The 19270-nt window shown below is 71.6% G+C and carries 16 protein-coding genes; 6 read left to right on the top strand and 10 right to left on the bottom strand.

Annotated features, from left to right (window positions below; all coding sequences use genetic code 11):
- Positions 1-23: 23 nt before the first annotated feature.
- Both AB0N27_RS06035 and AB0N27_RS06030 read right to left on the bottom strand, forming a co-directional pair.
- Entirely contained in the window at positions 24-806 is a 783-nt protein-coding gene (locus AB0N27_RS06035; protein ID WP_364363851.1) for an ATP-binding cassette domain-containing protein, read from the bottom strand.
- A gap of 132 nt (positions 807-938) precedes the next feature.
- Complete coding sequence (locus tag AB0N27_RS06030) at positions 939-1829, bottom strand: alpha/beta hydrolase (protein WP_364363848.1); 891 nt, start codon at positions 1827-1829, stop codon at positions 939-941.
- 174 nt (positions 1830-2003) lie between these two features.
- Between AB0N27_RS06030 and AB0N27_RS06025 the strand changes: the two genes are divergently transcribed.
- Positions 2004-4265 carry a catalase gene (locus AB0N27_RS06025; protein WP_364363845.1) on the top strand — a complete coding sequence of 754 codons (2262 nt, stop codon included), beginning with the start codon at positions 2004-2006 and terminating at the stop codon, positions 4263-4265.
- Positions 4266-4350: 85 nt separating this feature from the next.
- Here the strand turns inward: AB0N27_RS06025 and AB0N27_RS06020 are convergent, their stop codons facing one another.
- On the bottom strand, positions 4351-5220 hold the full coding sequence (locus AB0N27_RS06020) for an LLM class F420-dependent oxidoreductase (protein WP_364363842.1): 870 nt from the start codon (positions 5218-5220) through the stop codon (positions 4351-4353).
- A gap of 148 nt (positions 5221-5368) precedes the next feature.
- On the opposite strand from AB0N27_RS06020, the gene AB0N27_RS06015 reads away from it, so the two are divergent.
- Genes AB0N27_RS06015 through AB0N27_RS06005 form a run of 3 tightly spaced genes read left to right on the top strand, consistent with a single transcriptional unit; the run spans position 5369 to position 8636 of the window.
- Positions 5369-6496, top strand: a complete 1128-nt coding sequence (locus tag AB0N27_RS06015) for an acyltransferase family protein (RefSeq protein ID WP_364363839.1) — start codon at positions 5369-5371, stop codon at positions 6494-6496.
- The gene (gene alr / locus AB0N27_RS06010) at positions 6493-7635 is read left to right on the top strand and encodes an alanine racemase (protein WP_364363836.1); all 1143 of its coding nucleotides are present in this window, start codon (positions 6493-6495) and stop codon (positions 7633-7635) included. Before AB0N27_RS06015 ends, alr begins: the two co-directional genes overlap by 4 nt.
- Positions 7632-8636, top strand: coding sequence for a D-alanine--D-alanine ligase family protein (locus tag AB0N27_RS06005; RefSeq protein WP_364363833.1), 1005 nt, complete (start codon positions 7632-7634; stop codon positions 8634-8636). The genes alr and AB0N27_RS06005 overlap by 4 nt, the downstream gene beginning before the upstream one ends.
- Here the strand turns inward: AB0N27_RS06005 and AB0N27_RS06000 are convergent.
- Genes AB0N27_RS06000 through AB0N27_RS05980 form a run of 5 tightly spaced genes read right to left on the bottom strand, consistent with a single transcriptional unit; the run spans position 8629 to position 12292 of the window.
- On the bottom strand, positions 8629-9174 hold the full coding sequence (locus tag AB0N27_RS06000; RefSeq protein ID WP_364363831.1) for a hypothetical protein: 546 nt from the start codon (positions 9172-9174) through the stop codon (positions 8629-8631). The two genes, AB0N27_RS06005 and AB0N27_RS06000, sit on opposite strands and share 8 nt — an antisense overlap.
- Positions 9171-10037 carry a HAMP domain-containing sensor histidine kinase gene (locus tag AB0N27_RS05995; protein ID WP_364363828.1) on the bottom strand — a complete coding sequence of 289 codons (867 nt, stop codon included), beginning with the start codon at positions 10035-10037 and terminating at the stop codon, positions 9171-9173. Before AB0N27_RS05995 ends, AB0N27_RS06000 begins: the two co-directional genes overlap by 4 nt.
- Entirely contained in the window at positions 9977-10630 is a 654-nt protein-coding gene (locus AB0N27_RS05990) for a hypothetical protein (protein ID WP_364363825.1), read from the bottom strand. The genes AB0N27_RS05995 and AB0N27_RS05990 overlap by 61 nt, the downstream gene beginning before the upstream one ends.
- Positions 10627-11322, bottom strand: a complete 696-nt coding sequence (locus tag AB0N27_RS05985) for a response regulator transcription factor (protein WP_364363822.1) — start codon at positions 11320-11322, stop codon at positions 10627-10629. Before AB0N27_RS05985 ends, AB0N27_RS05990 begins: the two co-directional genes overlap by 4 nt.
- Positions 11323-11350: 28 nt before the next feature.
- On the bottom strand, positions 11351-12292 hold the full coding sequence (locus AB0N27_RS05980; RefSeq protein ID WP_364363820.1) for a phosphatase PAP2 family protein: 942 nt from the start codon (positions 12290-12292) through the stop codon (positions 11351-11353).
- A gap of 238 nt (positions 12293-12530) precedes the next feature.
- Between AB0N27_RS05980 and AB0N27_RS05975 the strand changes: the two genes are divergently transcribed.
- Positions 12531-13037: a winged helix-turn-helix domain-containing protein gene (locus AB0N27_RS05975; RefSeq protein ID WP_364363818.1), complete on the top strand. Its 507-nt coding sequence runs from the start codon at positions 12531-12533 to the stop codon at positions 13035-13037.
- A 70-nt stretch (positions 13038-13107) separates the two neighbouring features.
- Here the strand turns inward: AB0N27_RS05975 and AB0N27_RS05970 are convergent, their stop codons facing one another.
- The gene (locus AB0N27_RS05970) at positions 13108-17520 is read right to left on the bottom strand and encodes a S8 family serine peptidase (RefSeq protein WP_364363815.1); all 4413 of its coding nucleotides are present in this window, start codon (positions 17518-17520) and stop codon (positions 13108-13110) included.
- A 195-nt stretch (positions 17521-17715) separates the two neighbouring features.
- Here AB0N27_RS05970 and AB0N27_RS05965 point away from each other — a divergent pair, with 195 nt between their 5' ends.
- The gene (locus tag AB0N27_RS05965; protein WP_364363812.1) at positions 17716-18315 is read left to right on the top strand and encodes a winged helix-turn-helix domain-containing protein; all 600 of its coding nucleotides are present in this window, start codon (positions 17716-17718) and stop codon (positions 18313-18315) included.
- 30 nt (positions 18316-18345) lie between these two features.
- Here AB0N27_RS05965 and AB0N27_RS05960 read toward each other — a convergent pair whose 3' ends face one another.
- Positions 18346-19236: a diiron oxygenase gene (locus tag AB0N27_RS05960; RefSeq protein ID WP_364363809.1), complete on the bottom strand. Its 891-nt coding sequence runs from the start codon at positions 19234-19236 to the stop codon at positions 18346-18348.
- Between the last annotated feature and the right edge of the window lie 34 nt (positions 19237-19270).

Raw genomic sequence — 19270 nt, 5'->3', positions numbered from 1 at the left:
CAAACCCGGCTCACTCCTCGCGCTCACAGTGCCTCCTCGACCAGGGCGCCCAGATAGGCGTCGGTCACCGCCGGGTCGTCGCGGATCTCGTCCGGGGTGCCGGCGGCGATCACCCGACCGAAGTCGAGCACCACCAGTTCGTCGCAGACGGCCATCACCAGGTCCATGTGGTGTTCCACAAGCAGCACCGCGCACGGGTCGTCGTCGCGGCGGGGCAACTGGCGGACCAGCTCGGCCAGCTCGGCGATGTCGTCGGCGCCGAGACCGCCTGCGGGTTCGTCAAGCAACAGCAGTCGGGGCCGCGCGGCGAGCGCGCGGGCCAGGGCCACCCGCTGGCGTACGGCGAAGGGCAGCGTGCCCGGCGCGGCGTCGGCGTGCTCGGCGATGCCCAGGCTGTCGAGGATGTCCAGGGCCTCCCGGCGCAGCCGTCGCTCGTCGCGGTCGCTGGCCGGCAGGCCGAACAGCGCCGCAGCGAATCCCGCACGCGCGGTGTGCGAGGCGCCGGTCAGCACGTTCTCCAGCACGGTGAGCCCGGCGAACAGTCCGGTCCCCTGCAGGGTCCGGGCGATGCCGAGCCGGGTCAGCCGGTGCGGCCGGGGCCGCAGCGGCCGGCCGTCGAGGGTCAACGAACCGGTGTGCGGCGCGACGAAACCGCAGATCACGTTGAACAGCGTGGTCTTGCCGGCGCCGTTGGGACCGATGACGCCCACCACCCGGTTGGGTGGCACGCGCAGCGAGACGTCGTCGAGGGCGGTGAGGCCGCCGAAACGGACGCCGATCTGGTGCAGTTCGAGGCCTCGCTCCATCACCCATCCCTCTGCCGTGGCGGGTGTTATTTACACTCGCAGTGTACGTTTCTTGGGAATTGCGTCAAGACCTTCGATGATCGGACGCGGACGGGGCGGCCGCCCGCCGGCGGCCGCCCCGAAACCCCACGGTCAGGCGCTGGGGCAGGTGTTGCGGTACTCCTCGATCTGCGAGCCGCTCGGCCCCGGGCAGAGGAACTGCTCGTAGCGGGTGTCGTCGTCGACGAACCGCTTCAGCCAGGCCACCATCTGCCGCGCCGTCGGCGTGTTCACCGTCTGCGGGAAGAAGTGGCTCGCTCCGTTCAGCTCCAGGTACGCCTTCTCGGCCGAGGCCGGGATGCTCGTGTAGAACGGCACCGAGTGCGTTGCGACCGGGGCGACGCTGTCGCTCTCCCCACCGATGATCAGCGTCGGCACCTGCAACTCGGACCAGCTCTTGTCCAGGTTCCAGGGCGCCAGCGGCACCGCGGCCTGCAACGACGGCCGGGCCGAGGCCGCCTCCAGGCTGCCCCCGCCGCCCATCGAGTGACCGGCCACGGCGAGCCGGCTGCTGTCGATCCGGCTGCGCACCGAGCTGCGCTCGGTGAGGTAGTCAAGCGCGGCGAGCAACTGCCGGCCACGGCTGTCCGGCTGGTCCAGCCGGGTGTTGGTCTCGATGCCGATCACCACGAAACCGTGCGAGGCGATCCGCGGTCCGAGCCAGCTGATGCTGGACCAGGCCGCGGTGTAGCCGGGCGAGATGGCGATGGCGCCGAAGGTGCCCTCGCTGGTGCTTGTCGGGTAGTAGATGACGCCGCCGCCGAAGCCGGTGACGCTGAGTGAGGACACACTCTGCGACGCGGTGGCGAAGGGGCCGCGGCTGGCCTCCAGGATCGCGGTGGTCGGGTCCGGGCCCCGCTCGTACGGGCCCGCGGCCTGGGCGACGCCGGTCGGGCCGGCCAGGACGGCACCTGCGACCAGGGCGGCGGCCAGGCCGAGCCGCGCCGCCAAGGAACGGGGACGGGTGGTGGTTGGTGATGACACGTCGGGCACTCCCTAGGGTCGAGGGATATCGACGTTCATCAGTTTTGAGCGCGCCGCCCCACCTGCGCATCGGTGAAATCACCAGTCCTGCGGCATCGATTGCGTTTTGACCCCCTGCCCGGGGGTAGCAGGGCAAACGCCCGCTCGTAAGCGCTCCATGGAGGGGTTCGTCCAGTGGATTCCAGCAAGCCCGCCGAGGCTGTCAAGAACGTCGTGAAGACCGCCTCAGAGAAGATCGCCGACGCGTTGACGCCGGAGGTGCCCGGCGCTCCCGGAAGTGCGCCGCCGACGATCGATGAGCCGACGGCCCCGCACGACCCCCTGCCGCCGAAGCCGGAACAGGGTGCGCCGCAGACGCGTACGCCGACCGGCGCCGAGACCGGCGCGCCGACGACCGCGAACGGTCAGCAGGGCGCCTACCTCACCACCGCGAACGGTGCGCGACTGCGCGACACCGACCACTCGCTCAAGGCCGGTCCCCGTGGCCCGGTCCTGCTCCAGGACCACCACCTGCGCGAGAAGATCACCCACTTCGACCACGAGCGCATCCCGGAGCGTGTGGTGCACGCCCGGGGCGCCGGCGCGCACGGTGTCTTCACCGCGTACGGCACCGCCGAGGCCGTCACCCGGGCCGGCTTTTTGAAGAAGGGACGCGAGACCGAGGTCTTCGTCCGGTTCTCCACGGTCCTCGGCTCGCGCGGGTCGGCCGACACCGTCCGCGACACCCGCGGCTTCGCCACGAAGTTCTACACCGACGAGGGCACCTTCGACCTCGTCGGCAACAACATGCCTGTCTTCTTCATCCAGGACGCGATCAAGTTCCCGGACATCATCCACGCCGCGAAGCCGCACCCGGACCGCGAGATCCCCCAGGCGCAGAGCGCCCACGACACGTTCTGGGACTTCGTCTCGCTGCACACCGAGGCCCAGCACCACACCATGTGGAACATGTCCGACCGGGGCATCCCCCGCTCGTACCGGACGATGGAGGGCTTCGGCGTCCACACCTTCCGCCTCGTCAACGCGGCCGGTGAGACGGTGCTGGCCAAGTTCCACTGGAAGCCCAAGCTCGGCGTGCACTCCCTGACCTGGGAGGAGGCGCAGATGCTCAACGGCATCGACCCGGACTTCCACAGGCGCGACCTCTACGACGCCATCGAGGCCGGCGCGTACCCGGAGTGGGAGCTGGGCATCCAGGTCTTCCCGGACACCCCGGAGGAGACCTTCGGCGACATCGACCTGCTGGACCCCACGAAGATCGTGCCGGAGGAACTGGCGGAGGTGCAGCCGATCGGACGGCTGGTCCTCAACCGGACGCCGACGAACTTCTTCGCCGAGACCGAGCAGGTCGCCTTCCACCTCGGGCACCTGCCGCCCGGCATCGACGTCACGAACGACCCGCTGCTCCAGGGCCGGCTCTTCTCGTACCTCGACACGCAGCTCACCCGCCTCGGCGGACCGAACTTCGCGCAGATCCCGATCAACCGGCCGCACGCGGCCGTCAACGACATGCTGCGCGACGGCTTCCACCAACACGCCGTGCACGCGGGCGTGGCGCCGTACCGGCCGAACTCGCTGGACGGCGGCAACCCGTTCCCGGCCGGCGACGCCGAGAACGCGTTCGTCGACGTACCGGTGACCGTGGCACAGGCGCCGAAGGTGCGCGCCAACCCGGCCTCCTTCGACGACCACTACAGCCAGGTCCGCCTCTTCTGGCTGAGCATGTCGCCCGTGGAGCAGGAGCACATCATCCGCGCGTACACCTTCGAGCTGGGCAAGTGCTACCACCAGGCGATCAAGGAACGCCAGCTGCAGAGCCTGGCCAACATCGACCCGGTGCTGTGCGCGCAGGTCGCCACCGGCCTGGGCCTGCCCGCGCCGCAGCCGACCGTGCCGCTCGCCGACGTCGCGCCCAGCCCCGCGCTGTCGCAGGTCGGCCGGGAGTGGCCCACCGACGGCCGTACCGTGGGCATCGTCGTGGACCCGGACGGTGACCTGGACGACCTCGGTCAGGTCCAGCGGGCCATCTTCGAGGCCGGCATGGTGCCGCTGCTGATCGCCCCACACGGCGGCATGGTGGGCGGCCTGCCGGTGCAGCGCACCTTCGCCACCGGCCGGTCCGTCGAGTTCGACGCGCTCCTGCTGGCCGGCGCGCCGGCACCCGCGCCGGACGCGATCCCGGCCCGCGACGCCAAGGCGGGCCGGCCGGGCCCGGCGACCGTGGACCCGCGCGTGCTGCTCCTGGTCGAGGAGTGCTGGCGGCACGTCAAGGCGATCGGCGCCTGGGGCGCCGGTGTCACGGTGCTGGAGCAGGCAGGCGTGGCCGGCACTCCCGGCATCGTCACGGCGGGCTCCGGCACCGAGGCACTGACCGCGGTACAGCAGTTGATGGCCGCGCACCGGGTGTGGGAACGGTTCCCGGCCACGGTGGCCTGACACCGTCGGACGTACACGAGGGCTGACCTCCCCCACCTGGGGAGGTCAGCCCTCGGTGCTGCGCCGACGGCCCGGCCGGCAGCCGTCAACCGATGGCGGCCAGTCGAGGCAGGACCTCGTCGCCGAGCCGCTGGGCGAACTCCACCGGGTGCCGGTCCGGCGTGACCTGGACCTCACTCACCCCGAGCGCCGCGTAGTCGGCCACCTCGGCGAGGAACCCGTCGAGATCTTCCAACGGCGGCCGGGACGCCAGCACGGTCTTCTCGATGCTGTCGTAGTCGCGGCCCTCGGCGGCACAGTGCCCCCGCAGCACCTCCAGCTTGTGCGCCACCCCCTGCGCGCCGGTACCGAACAGGTTGCAGGCGTCGGCGTACCGGGCGACCAGCAGCAGCGTCTTCTTCTCGCCACTGCCTCCGATCATGATGGGCGGGTGCGGACGGCTCAACGGCTGCGGCGAGTTGATCGTCTCGGTGAGCTGGTAGTGCCGCCCCTCGAACGGCCCGGCGTCGTCGCTCCACATCTGCCGGCAGATGCGCAACGTCTCCTCCAGCCGCTCGAAACGCTCGGCCACCGGCACCACTGGCACACCCAGACCGCGCTGCTCCCGCTCGTACCAGGACGCCCCGATGCCGAGCCGCGCCCGACCACCGGAGAGCACGTCGAGGGTCGTCACGGTCTTGGCGAGCAGCCCCGGATAGCGGTACATCACACCGGTGACGAGCACACCCAGCGTCATCCGCCGCGTCCTGCCGGCCACGAAACCCAACGTCGTGTACGCCTCCAGCATCGGTTCCTCGGCCGGGGCCATCGCCTCCATCTGGAAGAAGTGGTCCATCACCGTGAAGGACGCCACCCCGGCCTCTTCGGCGATGGTGGCGGCCTCGGCGAGGGTCGGCGCGATGGCAGCCGGATCGGCCGGAGTCGAGTAGTTCCAGTAGTGCAGCCCGAGCTTCATGTTCGGCACCTCCGTAGGCGAGCCTAGTGAGACCGCGTGGGTGGCGCGCGCCGCCGGGACGACGCGCCGAGCCGCCCGGCGACGGCCATTACCTGTTCATGACAATTCGTGGATCACGCGCGGATATCCGGCTGACACCGTCGGTCGGGTGATCCGAGGAACGACTGCCACCGTCGACCGGCCCGACGCCGCGAGAGTCCGGTCCCACCGCCGCAGCGGGACCGGGCCGGCCGCTGGAGCGCCGCAACGGGCCCGGTGGGCCGACGCCGCGAAGGGCTTCTGCATCATCCTTGTCGTCCTGTGGCACGTCGTGGTGAAGGACTACCTGGGGGTCGACTGGCACGTCGGCGTCCCGGTGCCCGGCCTGTGGGGGGCGTTGGGCGAGCAGTTCCTGCCGCTGCGGATGCCGCTCTTCTTCACCATCTCCGGGGTCTTCGCGGCGAACGCCGTCCAGCGGCCGTGGCGGGTCGTCGCCCGCGGCCGGGTCGCCGGTTTCCTCTACCTGTACGCCCTGTGGCTGCTGATCCACACAGTGGTCCTCGCCGTGGCGCCGGACTTCCCGACCGGCCGGGCCACGTCCGTCCCCGGTCTGCTGGAGCAGCTCACCGTCACGCCCTCCAACCTCTGGTACCTGTACGCCCTGGCGCTCTACTTCACCCTGGCGAAGGCGACCCGTACGGCGCCTCGCCTGCTGGTGGTCGTACCCGCCGGGGTGCTGTCCGCGGTCGTCGCCGCCGGCCTGCTGGAGACGCCTGGCAACCGGGCGGGCCTGTACCAGAACCTGGTCTTCTTCCTCGCGGGCCTGTACCTGCGGCCGCAGATCGAGCGGTGGGCGGCCACCGCCACCCGGCGTCGGCTCGTCCTGACCTCGGGCGCCTACTGTCTCGCGCTCGTCGCGATGGCGGTGGCCGGCGCCCAACGGTGGTGGGGTGTGTGGCCGCTGGTGTCCGTGGTGGCTGTCGCGTTCGGTGTCACCGCCGCCGCGCGGCTGGAGCGGTGGCCCACCCTCAGCGGCCGGCTCGCCACGCTCGGCCAGGTCACGCTGCCCGTCTACGTCATCCACATGCCCGTCCTGGCGGTGCTGCACCGGTTGCTGCACGGGCCGGTCTCCGGGCTGGGGGATGTCGGCCAGGGTCTGATCGTGCTCGGCTACCCCGTCGTGCTGACCGGTGTCGTGATCGGCACGAGTCTGGCACTTCATCGGGGCCTGCTGGCGGTACGCGCGGGCTGGCTGTTCGCCCTGCCCGGGACTCGTCGGGTGGAGCCGGCCCGATGAGCGCGTTGGCGCGGGCGTCCGTCGACCTCGGCGCGATCGCCAGGAACGTGCGGACCATCGCGGCGGTCACCGGCACCGACCTGATGGCGGTGGTGAAGGCCGACGGATTCGGCCACGGCGCGGCCCCGGTCGCCCGGGCGGCCCTGCGCGCCGGCGCCGGCTGGCTGGGCGTGACCTCGGTGTCCGAGGCGTTGGCGCTGCGCGACGCGGGCATCACGGCCCCGACGCTGAGCTGGCTGCACCGCCCCGACGACGACTTCGCGTCGTTGATCGCCGCCGGCGTCGACGTCGGCGTGTCGACGACCACCCACCTGCACGCGGTCGCGGCGGCCGCCCACCGACTGGGCGCGCCAGCGCTTGTGCAGCTCAAGGCCGACACCGGTCTGGCCCGCAACGGGGCCGACGGCGACGAGTGGCCCGAGCTGGTCGGCTGGTCCCGCAAGTACGAGGTGGAGGGCACGGTCCGGGTACGCGGCGTGTGGTCCCACCTGGCCGACGCGGACGTGCCGGGCAGTCCCGCCCTGGCCCGGCAGGTGGCGAGCTTCGAGGAGGCGCTGCGGGTCGCCCGTGGCGCCGGCCTCGACCCCGAGCTGGTGCACCTGGCCAACTCGGCGGCCGCGCTGTCGGCGCCGGCCACCCGGTACGACCTGTGCCGGATCGGGCTCGCCCTCTACGGCGTGGACCCGTTCGGCGCGACCGGTCCCGGGACGTTCGGACTGCACGCCGCGATGACGCTGCGGACCACTGTGGTCAACGTCAAGCGGGTGCCGGCCGGCACCGGCGTCTCCTACGGACCGGAGTACGTGACAGGCGCCGCGACCACACTGGCGCTGCTGCCGGTCGGCTACGCCGACGGGCTGACCAGGGCCGCCGAGGGCCGTGCCGCCGTGTGGCTGGGCGGTCGGCGGTGCCCCGTCGTCGGGCGCGTCGCCATGGACCAGTGCGTCGTCGACGCCGGGGACCTGCCCGTGTCGATCGGCGATCCGGTGGTGGTGTTCGGCCCCGCCGACGGTGAGCGGACCCCACCGACTGTCGGCGAGTGGGCCCGGTGGGCCCGCACCAACCCGCACGAGATCCTGACCGGCATCGGGGCCCGGGTGGCCCGCGATCACCACCACGAAGGGGCAACGAGTTCATGACAACCCGACTGGCACTGCTGTACGGCGGGCAGAGCGGCGAGCACGAGGTGTCCCGCCGGTCGGCGGCGAGCATCCTCGCCGGGCTGGACCGTGACAGGTACCAGGTCACCGAGGTGCTCATCGGCCGCGACGGCGGCTGGCACGTCGACGGCCGCGCGACGCCGCTGCCCCACGCGCTGCGGGTGCTGCGCGCCCAGGACGTGGTCTTCCCGGCCCTGCACGGCCCCTACGGCGAGGACGGCACAGTCGCGTCGCTGCTGGAGTGGCTCGGCGTGCCGTACGTCGGCAACGGGGTCTTCGCCAGCGCGGCCGGCATGGACAAGGGTGTCACCAAGCGGCTGCTCGCCGTGGAGGGCCTGCGGGTCAGCCCCGGGGTGACCCTGCGCCCCGGCGAGGATCTGACGGCGACCGACCGGGGACGGCTTGACCTGCCGGTGTTCGTGAAGCCGGCGCGGGCGGGTTCCAGCCTGGGCGTGGTGAGGGTGACCGACTGGGCGGACCTGCCCGCCGCGCTGGAGCGGGCCCGCGCGGTCGACCCGAAGGTGCTGGTCGAGCAGGGAGCGCGCGGGCGGGAGATCGACGTCGCCGTCCTGCAACACCCCGACGGCCGGGTGCAGGCCGGCCCGCCGCTGGAGATCCGGGTGAGCGGGACGGGCTTCTTCGACTACGACGCGAAGTACGACGGTGGGGCCGTGTTCCAGATCCCCGCCCCGCTCGACGCGGCGACGACCGAGGTGCTCCAGGACCGGGCGATCCGTGCCTTCCACGCCCTGGACTGCCGGGGCCTGCTGCGCGTCGACTTCTTCCTGCCCGAGCACGGGTGGCGCGAGCCCATCGTGAACGAGGTGAACACCTTCCCCGGCTTCACCACCGCGTCCCAGTACCCGCAGATCTGGCAGCGGGCGGGACTGGGGTTCGCCGACCTGCTCGACATCCTGGTCGACGGCGCGTTGGCCGACCACGGCCGGGCCCGACCCGGGACGGTCGTCCCGGTCACCTGATCGAGCAGGGCTGGGCCGGACGGGCGCCGTCGGACCCGACGATGGTGACGGGGACGAAGTACTCCGCCTGACCGGCCTGCGCGGCGGCGTCGGCCACCGTGCAGATGATCTGGTCGGCCGCGTCTGTCGACAGTGGACGCACCGGACCCGCCACCGTCGCCGTGAGGCTGTCCGGTCCGCCCGACACCGCCGCCGGGGAACCCGGTGCGGCACCTGTCGGCGGCGCGGAGGGAACCGGGCCCAGACCCGCCGGCACCTCGCTGGTGAACCCCTGGCGTCGTTCGTTCTCGTTCGGACCCGCCAGGAGCAGGGCCAGCGACGCCTCGGGCGACGGTGTTCGGTCCGGTTTGGCCGCACGGACGACAACCGCGACCTGCCCGCGCCACAGCAGGTAGAGCCGGATCCCCTGGGACGGGCCGGACTGCGCCGGGCGGCCCTCGATGACCTCGCTGGGCCGTACCCCGCAGCCCGCCACGAGCAGCGTGAGCAGGAGTCCGCCGGTGAGCAGCGGGCGGACCACCGCCCGTCGCGCCGTCACCGGGTTTCCCCGGTGTCGTCCGCCGCCACCCGGGGCAGCCGGAGGGTGAACACCGCGCCGCCGTTCGGGGCGTTGCCGGCGGTGAGGCTGCCCTGCTGCCCGGGGGCGCGGTGCAGTCGCGCGTTCTCCCACGCGATGGCGAGGCCGAGGCCGCTGCCCTCGGACCGGGTCCGCGCGGTGTCGGCCTTGTAGAAGCGGTCGAAGACGTGCGCCAGCACCTCCGGTCGCAGACCCGGCCCCTCGTCGGCGACCTCGATGGTGAGCCAGTCCGGCTCGGCGCGCAGGAGCAGGGACACCGGCTCGGCGCCGTGCCGGAAGGCGTTGCCGACCAGGTTGGCGACGATGACGTCCAGTCGGCGGGGATCGAGGCGTGCCACGACACCGGGCGGCAGGTCCGCGCGTACCCGGTCGGTCCAGCCGCGCAGCCGCAGGGTCGCGGTCACCGCGGCGGCCACGTCGACGTCGTCGAGAGCGAGCCGGGCGGTGCCCGAGTCGAACCTGCTGACCTCGATGAGGTCGTTGACCAGCTGGGTGAGGCTCTGCGTCTCCTGGCTGACCAGTCGCGCGGCCCGACCGGCGTCCCCGGGCAGCCGGTCGGCCTCCTGGTCCAGCACGTCGGTGACCGCCGTCATCGCGGCCAACGGCGTACGGAGTTCGTGCGACACGTCCGCCACGAAACGGCGCGCGTCGGCTTCCATCCGGCGCAGCTCGCCGACCTGTCGTTCCAGGGTCGCCGCGGTGTCGTTGAAGGTCCGCGCCACGTCGGCCAGCTCGTCGGCGCCCCGCACCAACAGTCGCGTCGTCAGGCGGCCCTCGCCCAGACTGCGCGCCGCGCGCCCCAGTTCGCGTACCGGACGCAGCACACCCTGGCCGCCAGCAGGGCCAACAGGACGGCGAGCACGAGGGAGAGCCCGCCGGTCAGCCAGGCCAACGTGGCGAGCCTGTCGATGCTCTGCTGCTCGGGGGCGAGGCTGCGCACCGAGTAGACCTCCAGGCCGGACGGCAGCGACGCGCCGTCGGGCCGGTCCAGCTCCAGCTGGGTGCCGATGAGCAGCACCGGTTCGCCACCTACCGAGACGCGTTGCCAGGCCACCACGCCGTCGCGGACCGCCTGGCGCAGCTGCGGGGTGATCAGGTCGGGCGCTTCGGTGCCCTGCGCCCGCATGTCCCGGTACACGACCACGGCGTACCCCTCCCGGTCGGACAGGCGCTGGGCCAGCGTGTCGAGATCGTCCTGGGTGGGCGGAAGTTGACGCAGTGGGTAGAGCTGGGCGAGTTGGTCGGTCAACGACATCACCGCGGCGTCCTGCGCCTGTTGGAGGATGACCGTCCGGGCCTGGAAGTAGCTGCCGCTGGCCACCACGGCCGTGGTGGTGACGCCCAGCAGAACGAAGGCCAGCAGCAGCCGTACCCGCAGGCCGAACGCGCGCGCGTCGGCCCAGCGCCGCCGTGTCACAGCGGCCCGAACCGGTACCCGAAGCCGCGGACGGTCTGGATGTACACCGGCGCGGACGAGTCGTCCTCGATCTTGGCGCGGACCCGCTGCACGCAGGCGTCCACGAGCCGCGAGTCGCCGAGGTATCCGTGTTCCCACACGGCCTCCAGCAACTGCTGGCGGCTCAGCACCTGCCCGGGGGTGTGGGACAGTTCGAGAAGCAGGCGCAGTTCCGTCGGGGCGAGGCCGACCGGCACCCCGTCCTTGCTGACCACCAGCGCGGCACGGTCGATGCGCAGGGCGCCGTGCTGCTCCGGCCCGGACCGGTCGCCACCGCCGCGCCGCGACTCGCCGGCGGTCCGGCGCAGCACCGCACGGATGCGGGCCTCCAGGACGCGCGCCTGCACCGGCTTGACCACGTAGTCGTCGGCCCCCGCCTCCAGGCCCGCGACCACGTCCATGTCGTCGTTGCGCGCGGTCAGCATGATGATCGGCAGGTCGCCGAGCCGGCGGATCCGGCGGCAGACCTCGAACCCGTCCATCCCGGGAAGCATCAGGTCGAGCACCACGACGTCGGCCGAGCTCCCGCGCAGCCGTTCCAGCCCCTGCTCACCGGTGGCGACGGCGTCGACCGTGTGACCCTGACGGGTCAGCGCCAACTGCAGTCCGTCACGCACCGTCTGGTGATCTTCGATCAGCAGGACCTGGGACATGTCACCAAGTATCGCATCATGAATGGTCTTAGCCTTTCGTCGATCGGTTCACCGGCCGGGCGAGGTCGACCGACCGCAGCAGGTACACCGCCGACCCGACGGCCAGGACGACGGGTACGGCCACCGCCAGGACGGCGACGAGCGCCCCGGGCGGCATCGCCGCCCGCAGGCCGGGCACCACCAGCAGGAGCACGCACCCCAGAGCGAGCAGGCCGACCACCCCCTCGGTGAGCCCGGGCCGGACCACGCCCGCGCCGGCGGCACCGGGCGCGGACCGGACAGCACCGGGCCGGCCCGCCAGCACGGCCGCGGCCAGACAGAACAGCGCGACCCCCAGCAGGACGCCGCCGAGCGCGTCGCTGAACCGGTGCCAGCCCGCGATCATGGTGGCACCGGCGATCACCGTGACACCCGCCGCGCCCGGCAACGCCAGCCACCACCGCGCCCGGGCGGGCAGGACCAGCAGGAACGCGAGCAGCAGGGTCATCGCCGCCGCCACGTGGCCACTGGGAAAGCTGTTGTGGGTGGTGGAGGTCTCGACCTGGAGATCCGGGCGCAGCAGCGCCGACTTCGTCGCGCCCGCGACCAGCACCGCGCAGACGACCGTGCCCACACCCGCGAGGCCGGCCAGCAGACGCCGGCCGACGAAACCCACCAGCAGCACCGCGCCGAGCAGGCCGGCAAGCGTCGTCGTCCTACCGAACGCGGCCAGCACGCTCCGGGCCGGGTCGAGCAGGCTGCTCTGCTGCGCGTACCCGCCGCCGCGCTCCGCGCGCGGCAGGAGCACCCCGTCCAGCCACTGACCGGGGTACGTCCAGACGAAGAACGCACCGGTGAGCGCCAGGCCGAGCAGTGCGCACACGGCGGCGGCGAGCAGCCTCGGGCTCGACGACACGGCCGCGCGGGTGTCGGGCAGCGGCGGCGGGCCGGGAGTCGCCCGACCGACGGAGTACGACGATCCGATGGACATGTCGAGCATGCTCGTCCCGGCAGGTGCCGGTGTCGTCCGCGGATTGTCTTCGTTCTGTCACAGTTTCCGGCTGCGCCGGCACCGGCGTCGCGGCCGGGCGTCAATTTACATGCTTACATGCAACTATGTTTTACCCAGCCGAGACGCACCACCACTAGGGTCAAGACGCCGATCGATGTGCGCGATCGGTGATGCGAACACCATCCGGAGTGAGCTGGAACCGGAAGGGGTGGAGAACATGCCGGGAATTCCGGTCGCCTCCCTGGTCATCGGCATCGCGTCCTCGCCGGCCGAACGCCGACAACTGGCGCGACTGCTCGGCGGGAGCGACGCCTTCCTGATCGTGTCGAACGTCGACCAGGCGCGGGAGTTCCTCGGAGTGGTCGAGATGCCTCCCGTCGCACCTCCCCCGGCCCGGGCCGTCCTCGCCGACGCGACGCCGAGCCAGCCACCACCACCGGCCGACCTGATCGTCGACTCCGACCGCCGGGTGGTGCGGTGGCGGGACAAGGAGATCGACCTGACCCGGCTGGAGCACGACGTCCTGCTCTGCCTCGTCCACGCCCCCGGGCAGGTGTGGACGTACGAGCGGCTGCACCTCGAGGTCTGGGGCAACCGCCACCTCGGTCGCGGGTCGGACATGCACTCGGTGGTCCGGCGGGTACGCCGCAAGCTCGCCCGGCTGAACACGACAGCGACGATCCACGCGGTGCGCGGGGTCGGCTTCCGGCTCGCCCCCGTCTGATCCCCGGCACGGTCCGGCCCGCCTGGTCGACGACCAGGCGGGCCGGGATCGGTGTGCTACCGCTCAGTTGTCAGCACCGCACGGGCGCCAACCCGAAGTTCTCCACGGTGGGCGTGGTGGTGTCGATCCTCGTCTGACGGGTCTGGGGCTTCCAGCCGTCCTTGGCGACGATCATCGTGAGCGGGTTGTTGCGGCGGTCCACCCAGTGGGCGTACCGGCCCTGGGCGTCGGTCGTGAAGGTCCACGACATGGCCCACGAGTCGACCTGGACCAGCGCACCGGCGATCGGCGCGGACGCGCCCTGACAGCTGGTGCCGGTGACCGTACCCATCAGCTTGCCCCACGTCTTCGGAGGGTTCGCCGTCATGGTGACCTCGACCGGCGCCACCGAGTAGGGCGTGTTCTCCCTGATCGTGACCGCACCGGAGTACGTGCCCGGCTGGTCGACGTTCGCCGTCATCCCGACGGTGACCGTGACCTTCGCTCCCGGAGCGAGGGTGACCGTCGACTTGTCGATGGTCATCCAGCTGACGTCGGCCGCCGCCTCGGCGCAGCCCTCGAAGCCCGGCAGCACCTCGCTGTCCGGCGCGGCGTTGAAACTGCCGGACGAGCCGCCGATCTTGTAGAAGCCGCACGCCGCAGCACCGCGGTAGCGGGCCGTGTTGGCGTTCGGCAGGTTGGACCACGAACCGACGGCCGGGTCGAAGGCGAAGCCCGCGTTGCTGATGGCCCCACCCTGCGAGCCACCGACGACGAGGAGCTTGCCGTTGGCGACCGCGTACGAGCTGGCCCAGTTGTCGACCGGAGCGTCGGCGACGGCGGTCCAGGTGTTGGCACCCGGGTCGTACGCGTAGCTGGCCTTCTGCGCTGCGGAGCCGTCATTGCCACCCGTGCAGTAGACGACGCCGTCGATCCCGCCGCAGGAGGCGAAGGCCACCGACTTCGGGTAGTTGGCGAGCGTCTCCCAGCTGTCGCTGGCCGGGTCGTACCGCACGACGCTGTTCGACATCGGCAGGCATTCCGCAGTGGTGCAGCCGCCGATGGCGTACAGCTTGCCGTCGGCGACGGCCTGCCCGGCGGCGGCGCGCGGCGCCGGGTTGTCGGCCAGCTCCGTCCAGGTGTTCGCACCCGGGTCGTACGACCAGGTGGCGGCGTCGGGGCCCGCGTCGCCCCAGCCGCCGGTCGCGATGATCTTCCCACCGATGACGCCCACGGTCAGGGCGTTGCGGGCGCCGGGAAGGTCGGCGATCGCCGTCCAGGTCTGCGCGACCGGGTCGTAGGCGTAGTTCTTCGTGGTGGAGGCGTTTCCGTCGCCACCGCCTATCGAATACACCTTGCCGTCCAGGTTGACCACCCGGTTGTCCATGATGTTCGCCGGGAAGTCGGTGATGTCGGTCCACGGCGCGGCCTGCGGTCCGTCCGCGGCGACCGCCGCGGTGGCCGCCTTGCCGGACGCCCTGGCGGCGACCGAGGTCGCGACCTTGAGCCGCTGCTCCGGCGCACCGCTGCCGCCGAGCACCTGCGCCCTGGTGACGGTGGACCCGTCGGCCCGCAGGAGTTCGAACCCGTTGTCGCGCTCACCGAACCCGACCTCGACAGGCGCGCCGCCGGTGTTGGTCACCGTGAACGTCCTGCTGGCCTTGCCGGTGGGCATCTGGAGCGTCGCGCTGAGCTGCGTCGGCGTCACCGACAGCCGGCCGGCCGCGAGCTGGAAGTTCGCGGCGGTCGCCCAGTCGGCCTCCACGTCCACCTGCTTGGTCTGGCTGACGTAGTTGCCTGCCGACGCGGTGAACGGGTGGGTGCCGGTGAGCGTCGAGTAGATCCAGTAGAAGCCGTCGGGCAGCCCCGGGTCGTCCGGGGTCGCCACGGTGACGGCCTTCTCCGCCGGCCGGTCCTTGCTGGTGACTGTCGCGCCGTTGACGTAGCTGCTGTCGTTCTTGTCGCGGACGTTGCCGACGACCAGCCCACCGTCGACCGGCACACAGGTGACCTGGCTGCCGATCAGGACGTTGTCGACCTCCCACCACCACTCGTACGAGGCGTCGTAGTAGTGGAAACGGACCTGGACCTGGGCCTTGCCCGCCGCCTGCGGGATCGGGATCTCGGTCACCCTCGGCCCCCGGACGTCGGTCTCCTGGCGGAGCACGTTCGTCCAGGTGGCGCCACCGTCGATGCTCAGGTCGACGTCGGCGGTGTCGTCGTCCAGCTGGTTGAAGTCCTGGTTGAAGCGGATGACCGGGGCCGTGACGGCGGTCAGGTCGACCACCGGGCTGACCAGCGAGGTGTCCTGGCTGGTGCCCGCTCCGTAGTCGTCGCTGTCGATCATGGCGAAGTTGCCGCTGCCGCCGGTCAGGTTGCCCCGGCCGCCGTCGTCGGTGAACTTCCAGACCTGCCCGCTGCCCGCGTTGTCCACCACCGTCCAGCCGGCCGGCGTGGTGGTGCCGTCGAAGGTCTCGTACTCACCGTCGGACCCGAAGGTGTAGCCGGGCGCGGTCGTGCAGGTGGTGGTGTCCACCGGCACGGCGACGTTGGCGGTGGTGTTGCCCGAACCGACCACCACCTGCTTGGTGACGGTCTGGTAGCCGGGGTACTGCGGCTCGTACGTCAGGGTGTACGTCTGCCCGGCCGGCAGCTTGATGCTGTAGCGGCCGTTCGACGGGGTGGTGTAGTCGTAGACGCCCGAGACGCCCGTCACGGTGACCTTCGCGTACAGCGGCCACCCGTGCCCGGAACCGTCGGTCACGGCGCCTGTGACGTTGACGCTCGGCACCGGCGTGAGCGCGACGGTGAGTGTCGTGGTCGCGCCGTCGGTGACCGTGGCCGTCCTGGTCGCGCCGTCGTAGCCGAACGCCGTCACGGCGACCTGGTACTCGCCGGTCGGGAGCTGGGTCGAGAACTTTCCGTCCGCCCCGGTGGTGATCTCCCGGGCGGTCGGGCCGGTGAGCGTCAGCGTCGCACCGGCGATCGGGGCGCCGGTGGCCGCGTCGGTCACCGTGCCGGCGAGCGTGCCGATGTCACCGGTGGGCGCGGCGTTGAGCAGCGCGAGCGCATCCAGCAGGCCCTCGCCGTAGACGTTGTTGTCGGCCGCCGTGCCGCCACACTGGGTGTCGGACTTGTCGACCGCGGCGCCGTTGAGCAGCGCCCGGGTCGCGGTGACGTCACCGACAAGCGACGGCGCCGCCGAGTACAGCAGCGCGATCGCGCCCGCCAGGTGCGGCGCGGCCATCGAGGTGCCGCTGATGCTGCCGTAGGCACTGCCCGGGATGCTCGACCGGATGTTCACGCCCGGAGCGGAGATGTTGGGCTTGATCTCGCCGTTCTGCCCGGCGCCCCGGCTGGAGAACCCGGCGATGTTGTTGTTGATGTCGTACGCGCCGGTCGAGTAGTTGCTGACCAGGCTGCCCGGCGAACCACTGGTCTGGCAGGCCGGCCCGCTGTTGCCGTTGGACCAGACGCCGAAGATGCCCGAGGCGGCCCAGGCCAGCGTCACGTCCTCCATGAAGGGCTCGTTGGACGGGTCCCGCGTACCCCACGAGTTGTTGATGATGTTCGGACGCTTGCTGGCGTCCGGGTTCTGGCCGGTGAGGTCGGTCGGCTCCAGCATCCACTGGCCGGACTCGACGAGTGCGGCGTCGCTGGGGCAGCAGCCGTTCGCCGCGATCCACTTCACCCCGGGCGCGACACCGATCTGGTTCGTACCGGCCGATCCGGCCATGGTGCCCATCGTGTGCGTGCCGTGTCCATCGTTGTCACAGGGGGCGGCAGAACACGTTCCGGCGGCGTCGAACCAGTTGTAGTTGTGGTCGAACGTGCCGTCGCCGTTGTTGCCCCGGTAGGAGTTGACGAGCGCCGGGTGGTCGAACTGGACCCCGGTGTCGATGTTGGCGATGGTGATGCCCTCGCCCCTGACGCCGTACTGGGACCAGACGTCGTCGGCGTTGATGTTCGCCACGCCCCACTCCAGGGCGTTCACTGTCTTCTCGTCGGTGCCCTTGACGGTCTCGGGAACCTTGTAGGCGACCGGGGCGTAGAGGCCCTCGACCTCCGCGTGGTTGGCGAACTTCTGCGCCATCGCCAGCGAGCCGCTGCTGACCTTGATGGCGTTGGTCGCCCAGAAGGTCTGGTACTTCGCCCCCGAGCCGTCCAGTTCGGCGCGGACCCGGCCCTGGCTCTCGGCGGCCGTCTTGCGCAGCGCGTCCGCGACGGCGGTGCCCCGCTTCGCCCAGTCCTTGACGGCGCTGGCCTTGCTCAGGTCCGCCCGGTCCTTGAACCGGATCCAGAAGTCCCCTTCGCTCTTGGCCTGGAGCTGCTTGGCGAGGTCCGGACGGATCTTGTCGCCCGGCGCGGTACCCACGCCCATCGCGCCGGGCGCGGCCTGCGCGCCCGAGCCGAAACTCGCCAGACATGTGGCGGCGAGGATCATCGCCGCGCCGGCGCTCACCAGTGATCTGGCCGAGCGTCTCCATTGTGGACGTCTGAACATCGGTGCTGCCTCCCTCAGAACGACCCAGGGTGAAAATGGGCCATGGTGGACCTCCCCCATGCACCGCGCGGGTCACGCCGGTTGCCCGAGTGGACACTATGATCGAGAAGAAAGGACGATCAAGAACTTGCCGTGAGCAACTTGTCGCTAACGGTTGCCTTGCTGGCGGGGCGCCTGCCCATCATTGTCAGGACCATGACGAGAGCTGGGCAGGGATGCCCTTCGATCCCGGGCGGTGTGGTGGCCGAGGACGAGGACGCTGCGGTACACGAGGCGGCACCGGCTGGCGAGCCGTTCCCGCTGCTGATCGCGGTGACCCCGTCACCTGCCGAGCGCATCCGGCTCGCGGAGCGCCTCGACGGCATCGCCCCCCTGCTGCTGGTGTCCGATCTCGACGAACTGCGCCGACTCATCGCGGCGCCGGCGCAACCGCCCGGAACGGCGGCCGCGCCACCGGCCGTACCGGTGCCCGCCGCGACCAGCGAACCCGCCCTGGTCATCGACTCGGCCCGCTGCACCGCACGGTACGGGGGCCGCGAGGTCGACCTGACCCGACTGGAACATGACCTGCTGGCCTGCCTGACCGCCGAGCCGGTCCGGGTCTGGAGCTACGCCGAGCTGCACCGGTCGGTCTGGCACGACGAGGGGCGCGAGCGCAAGGCGGACGTGCAGTCCCTCGTCAAGCGGCTGCGGCGCAAGCTGCTCAGCCTGGGCACCAACGCCACGATCGAGGCGGTACGCGGCGTCGGCCTGCTCCTCACCGACCGGCAGGAACCCCGGATCGGCCGCGCCTGACACCTGCTTGATGTGGGCAGCCCGTGCGCATCAGATCAGCCCGGCACGGGTCCACAGCACCCGACCCGGCCCGGCCACCAGCCCGACGCCCGCGAGGTGGTCGTACACCCTCGACGCCGACCAGCGCAGGGTCTCGCGCCAGTGCGGGTTGGCCCGGGCGGCCGCCCGGCCCACCTGCGGATCGATGCCCACCGCGGCGTACGCCTTCGGGTTCACCAGGCGGTTGGCGATCGTGTAGGCGGCGCGACCGACAAGCAACCGGGCGAACGCCATGCCCATCGGGCCTGTGGCGTCGACCTGGCGGGCCAGTTCGTCGCGGGCGAACCTGACGTGCCGCGCCTCCTCGACCACGTGGATGCGCGAGACCATCCGGATCAGCGGCTGGAGCGACTCGTCCGCCATGATCTCGCGCTGGAACGCGTCGAGGATCTCCTCGGCGATGAGGATCGCGGCGTACATCCGGGGGCCGCTGGCGGTGGCCTTGAGGTACCTGCCGAGCCACTGGTCGACGGCGTTCGCGCGGTAGACCGGGCAGCCCGTCGCCTCGATGAGCCGGCCGAACATGATCGAGTGCCTGCACTCGTCGGCGACCTCGGTCAGCGCGTACTGGGCTTGAGGGCTGGTCGGGTCGTCGTCGTAGTACTGCCGGATCAGCATCTGCATGAGGATCGTCTCGAACCACAGCCCGGCGCTGGCCGCGCTGGCCACCTCGTGCTTGGTGAGTTCGATCCGCTGCTCCTCGCTCAGCCCGGACCAGAGCGGGGTGCCGTAGAGGCTGCTGCGGTGCGGCGGAAGCCAGTAGGCGCCCGGGGTGTGCGGGGCGTCCCAGTCGATCTCGACCACGGGGTCGTAGCTGGTCCGCAGGGACGAGGTGAGCAGCCGCTCGGCGACCGCAGCGCCCTGGGGTTCCGCCGTCTCCATGGTTCCTCCATATTGACGTGACGACCGGTAACTG

It is taken from the genome of Micromonospora sp. NPDC093244 (assembly GCF_040683695.1).
In the GTDB taxonomy this organism is placed as follows: domain Bacteria; phylum Actinomycetota; class Actinomycetes; order Mycobacteriales; family Micromonosporaceae; genus Micromonospora.
Note: the sequence above shows the minus strand (reverse complement) of the source record. Positions and strands in the feature narration are given on the sequence as shown.

Coding starts and splice junctions, on each gene's coding strand:
- AB0N27_RS06035 (WP_364363851.1), bottom strand. CDS start 806: ATGGAGCGAGGCCTCGAACTGCACCAGATCGGCGTCCGTTTCGGCGGC.
- AB0N27_RS06020 (WP_364363842.1), bottom strand. CDS start 5,220: ATGAAGCTCGGGCTGCACTACTGGAACTACTCGACTCCGGCCGATCCG.
- alr (WP_364363836.1), top strand. CDS start 6,493: ATGAGCGCGTTGGCGCGGGCGTCCGTCGACCTCGGCGCGATCGCCAGG.
- AB0N27_RS06005 (WP_364363833.1), top strand. CDS start 7,632: ATGACAACCCGACTGGCACTGCTGTACGGCGGGCAGAGCGGCGAGCAC.
- AB0N27_RS05985 (WP_364363822.1), bottom strand. CDS start 11,322: ATGTCCCAGGTCCTGCTGATCGAAGATCACCAGACGGTGCGTGACGGA.
- AB0N27_RS05980 (WP_364363820.1), bottom strand. CDS start 12,292: ATGTCCATCGGATCGTCGTACTCCGTCGGTCGGGCGACTCCCGGCCCG.
- AB0N27_RS05975 (WP_364363818.1), top strand. CDS start 12,531: ATGCCGGGAATTCCGGTCGCCTCCCTGGTCATCGGCATCGCGTCCTCG.
- AB0N27_RS05970 (WP_364363815.1), bottom strand. CDS start 17,520: ATGTTCAGACGTCCACAATGGAGACGCTCGGCCAGATCACTGGTGAGC.
- AB0N27_RS05965 (WP_364363812.1), top strand. CDS start 17,716: ATGACGAGAGCTGGGCAGGGATGCCCTTCGATCCCGGGCGGTGTGGTG.
- AB0N27_RS05960 (WP_364363809.1), bottom strand. CDS start 19,236: ATGGAGACGGCGGAACCCCAGGGCGCTGCGGTCGCCGAGCGGCTGCTC.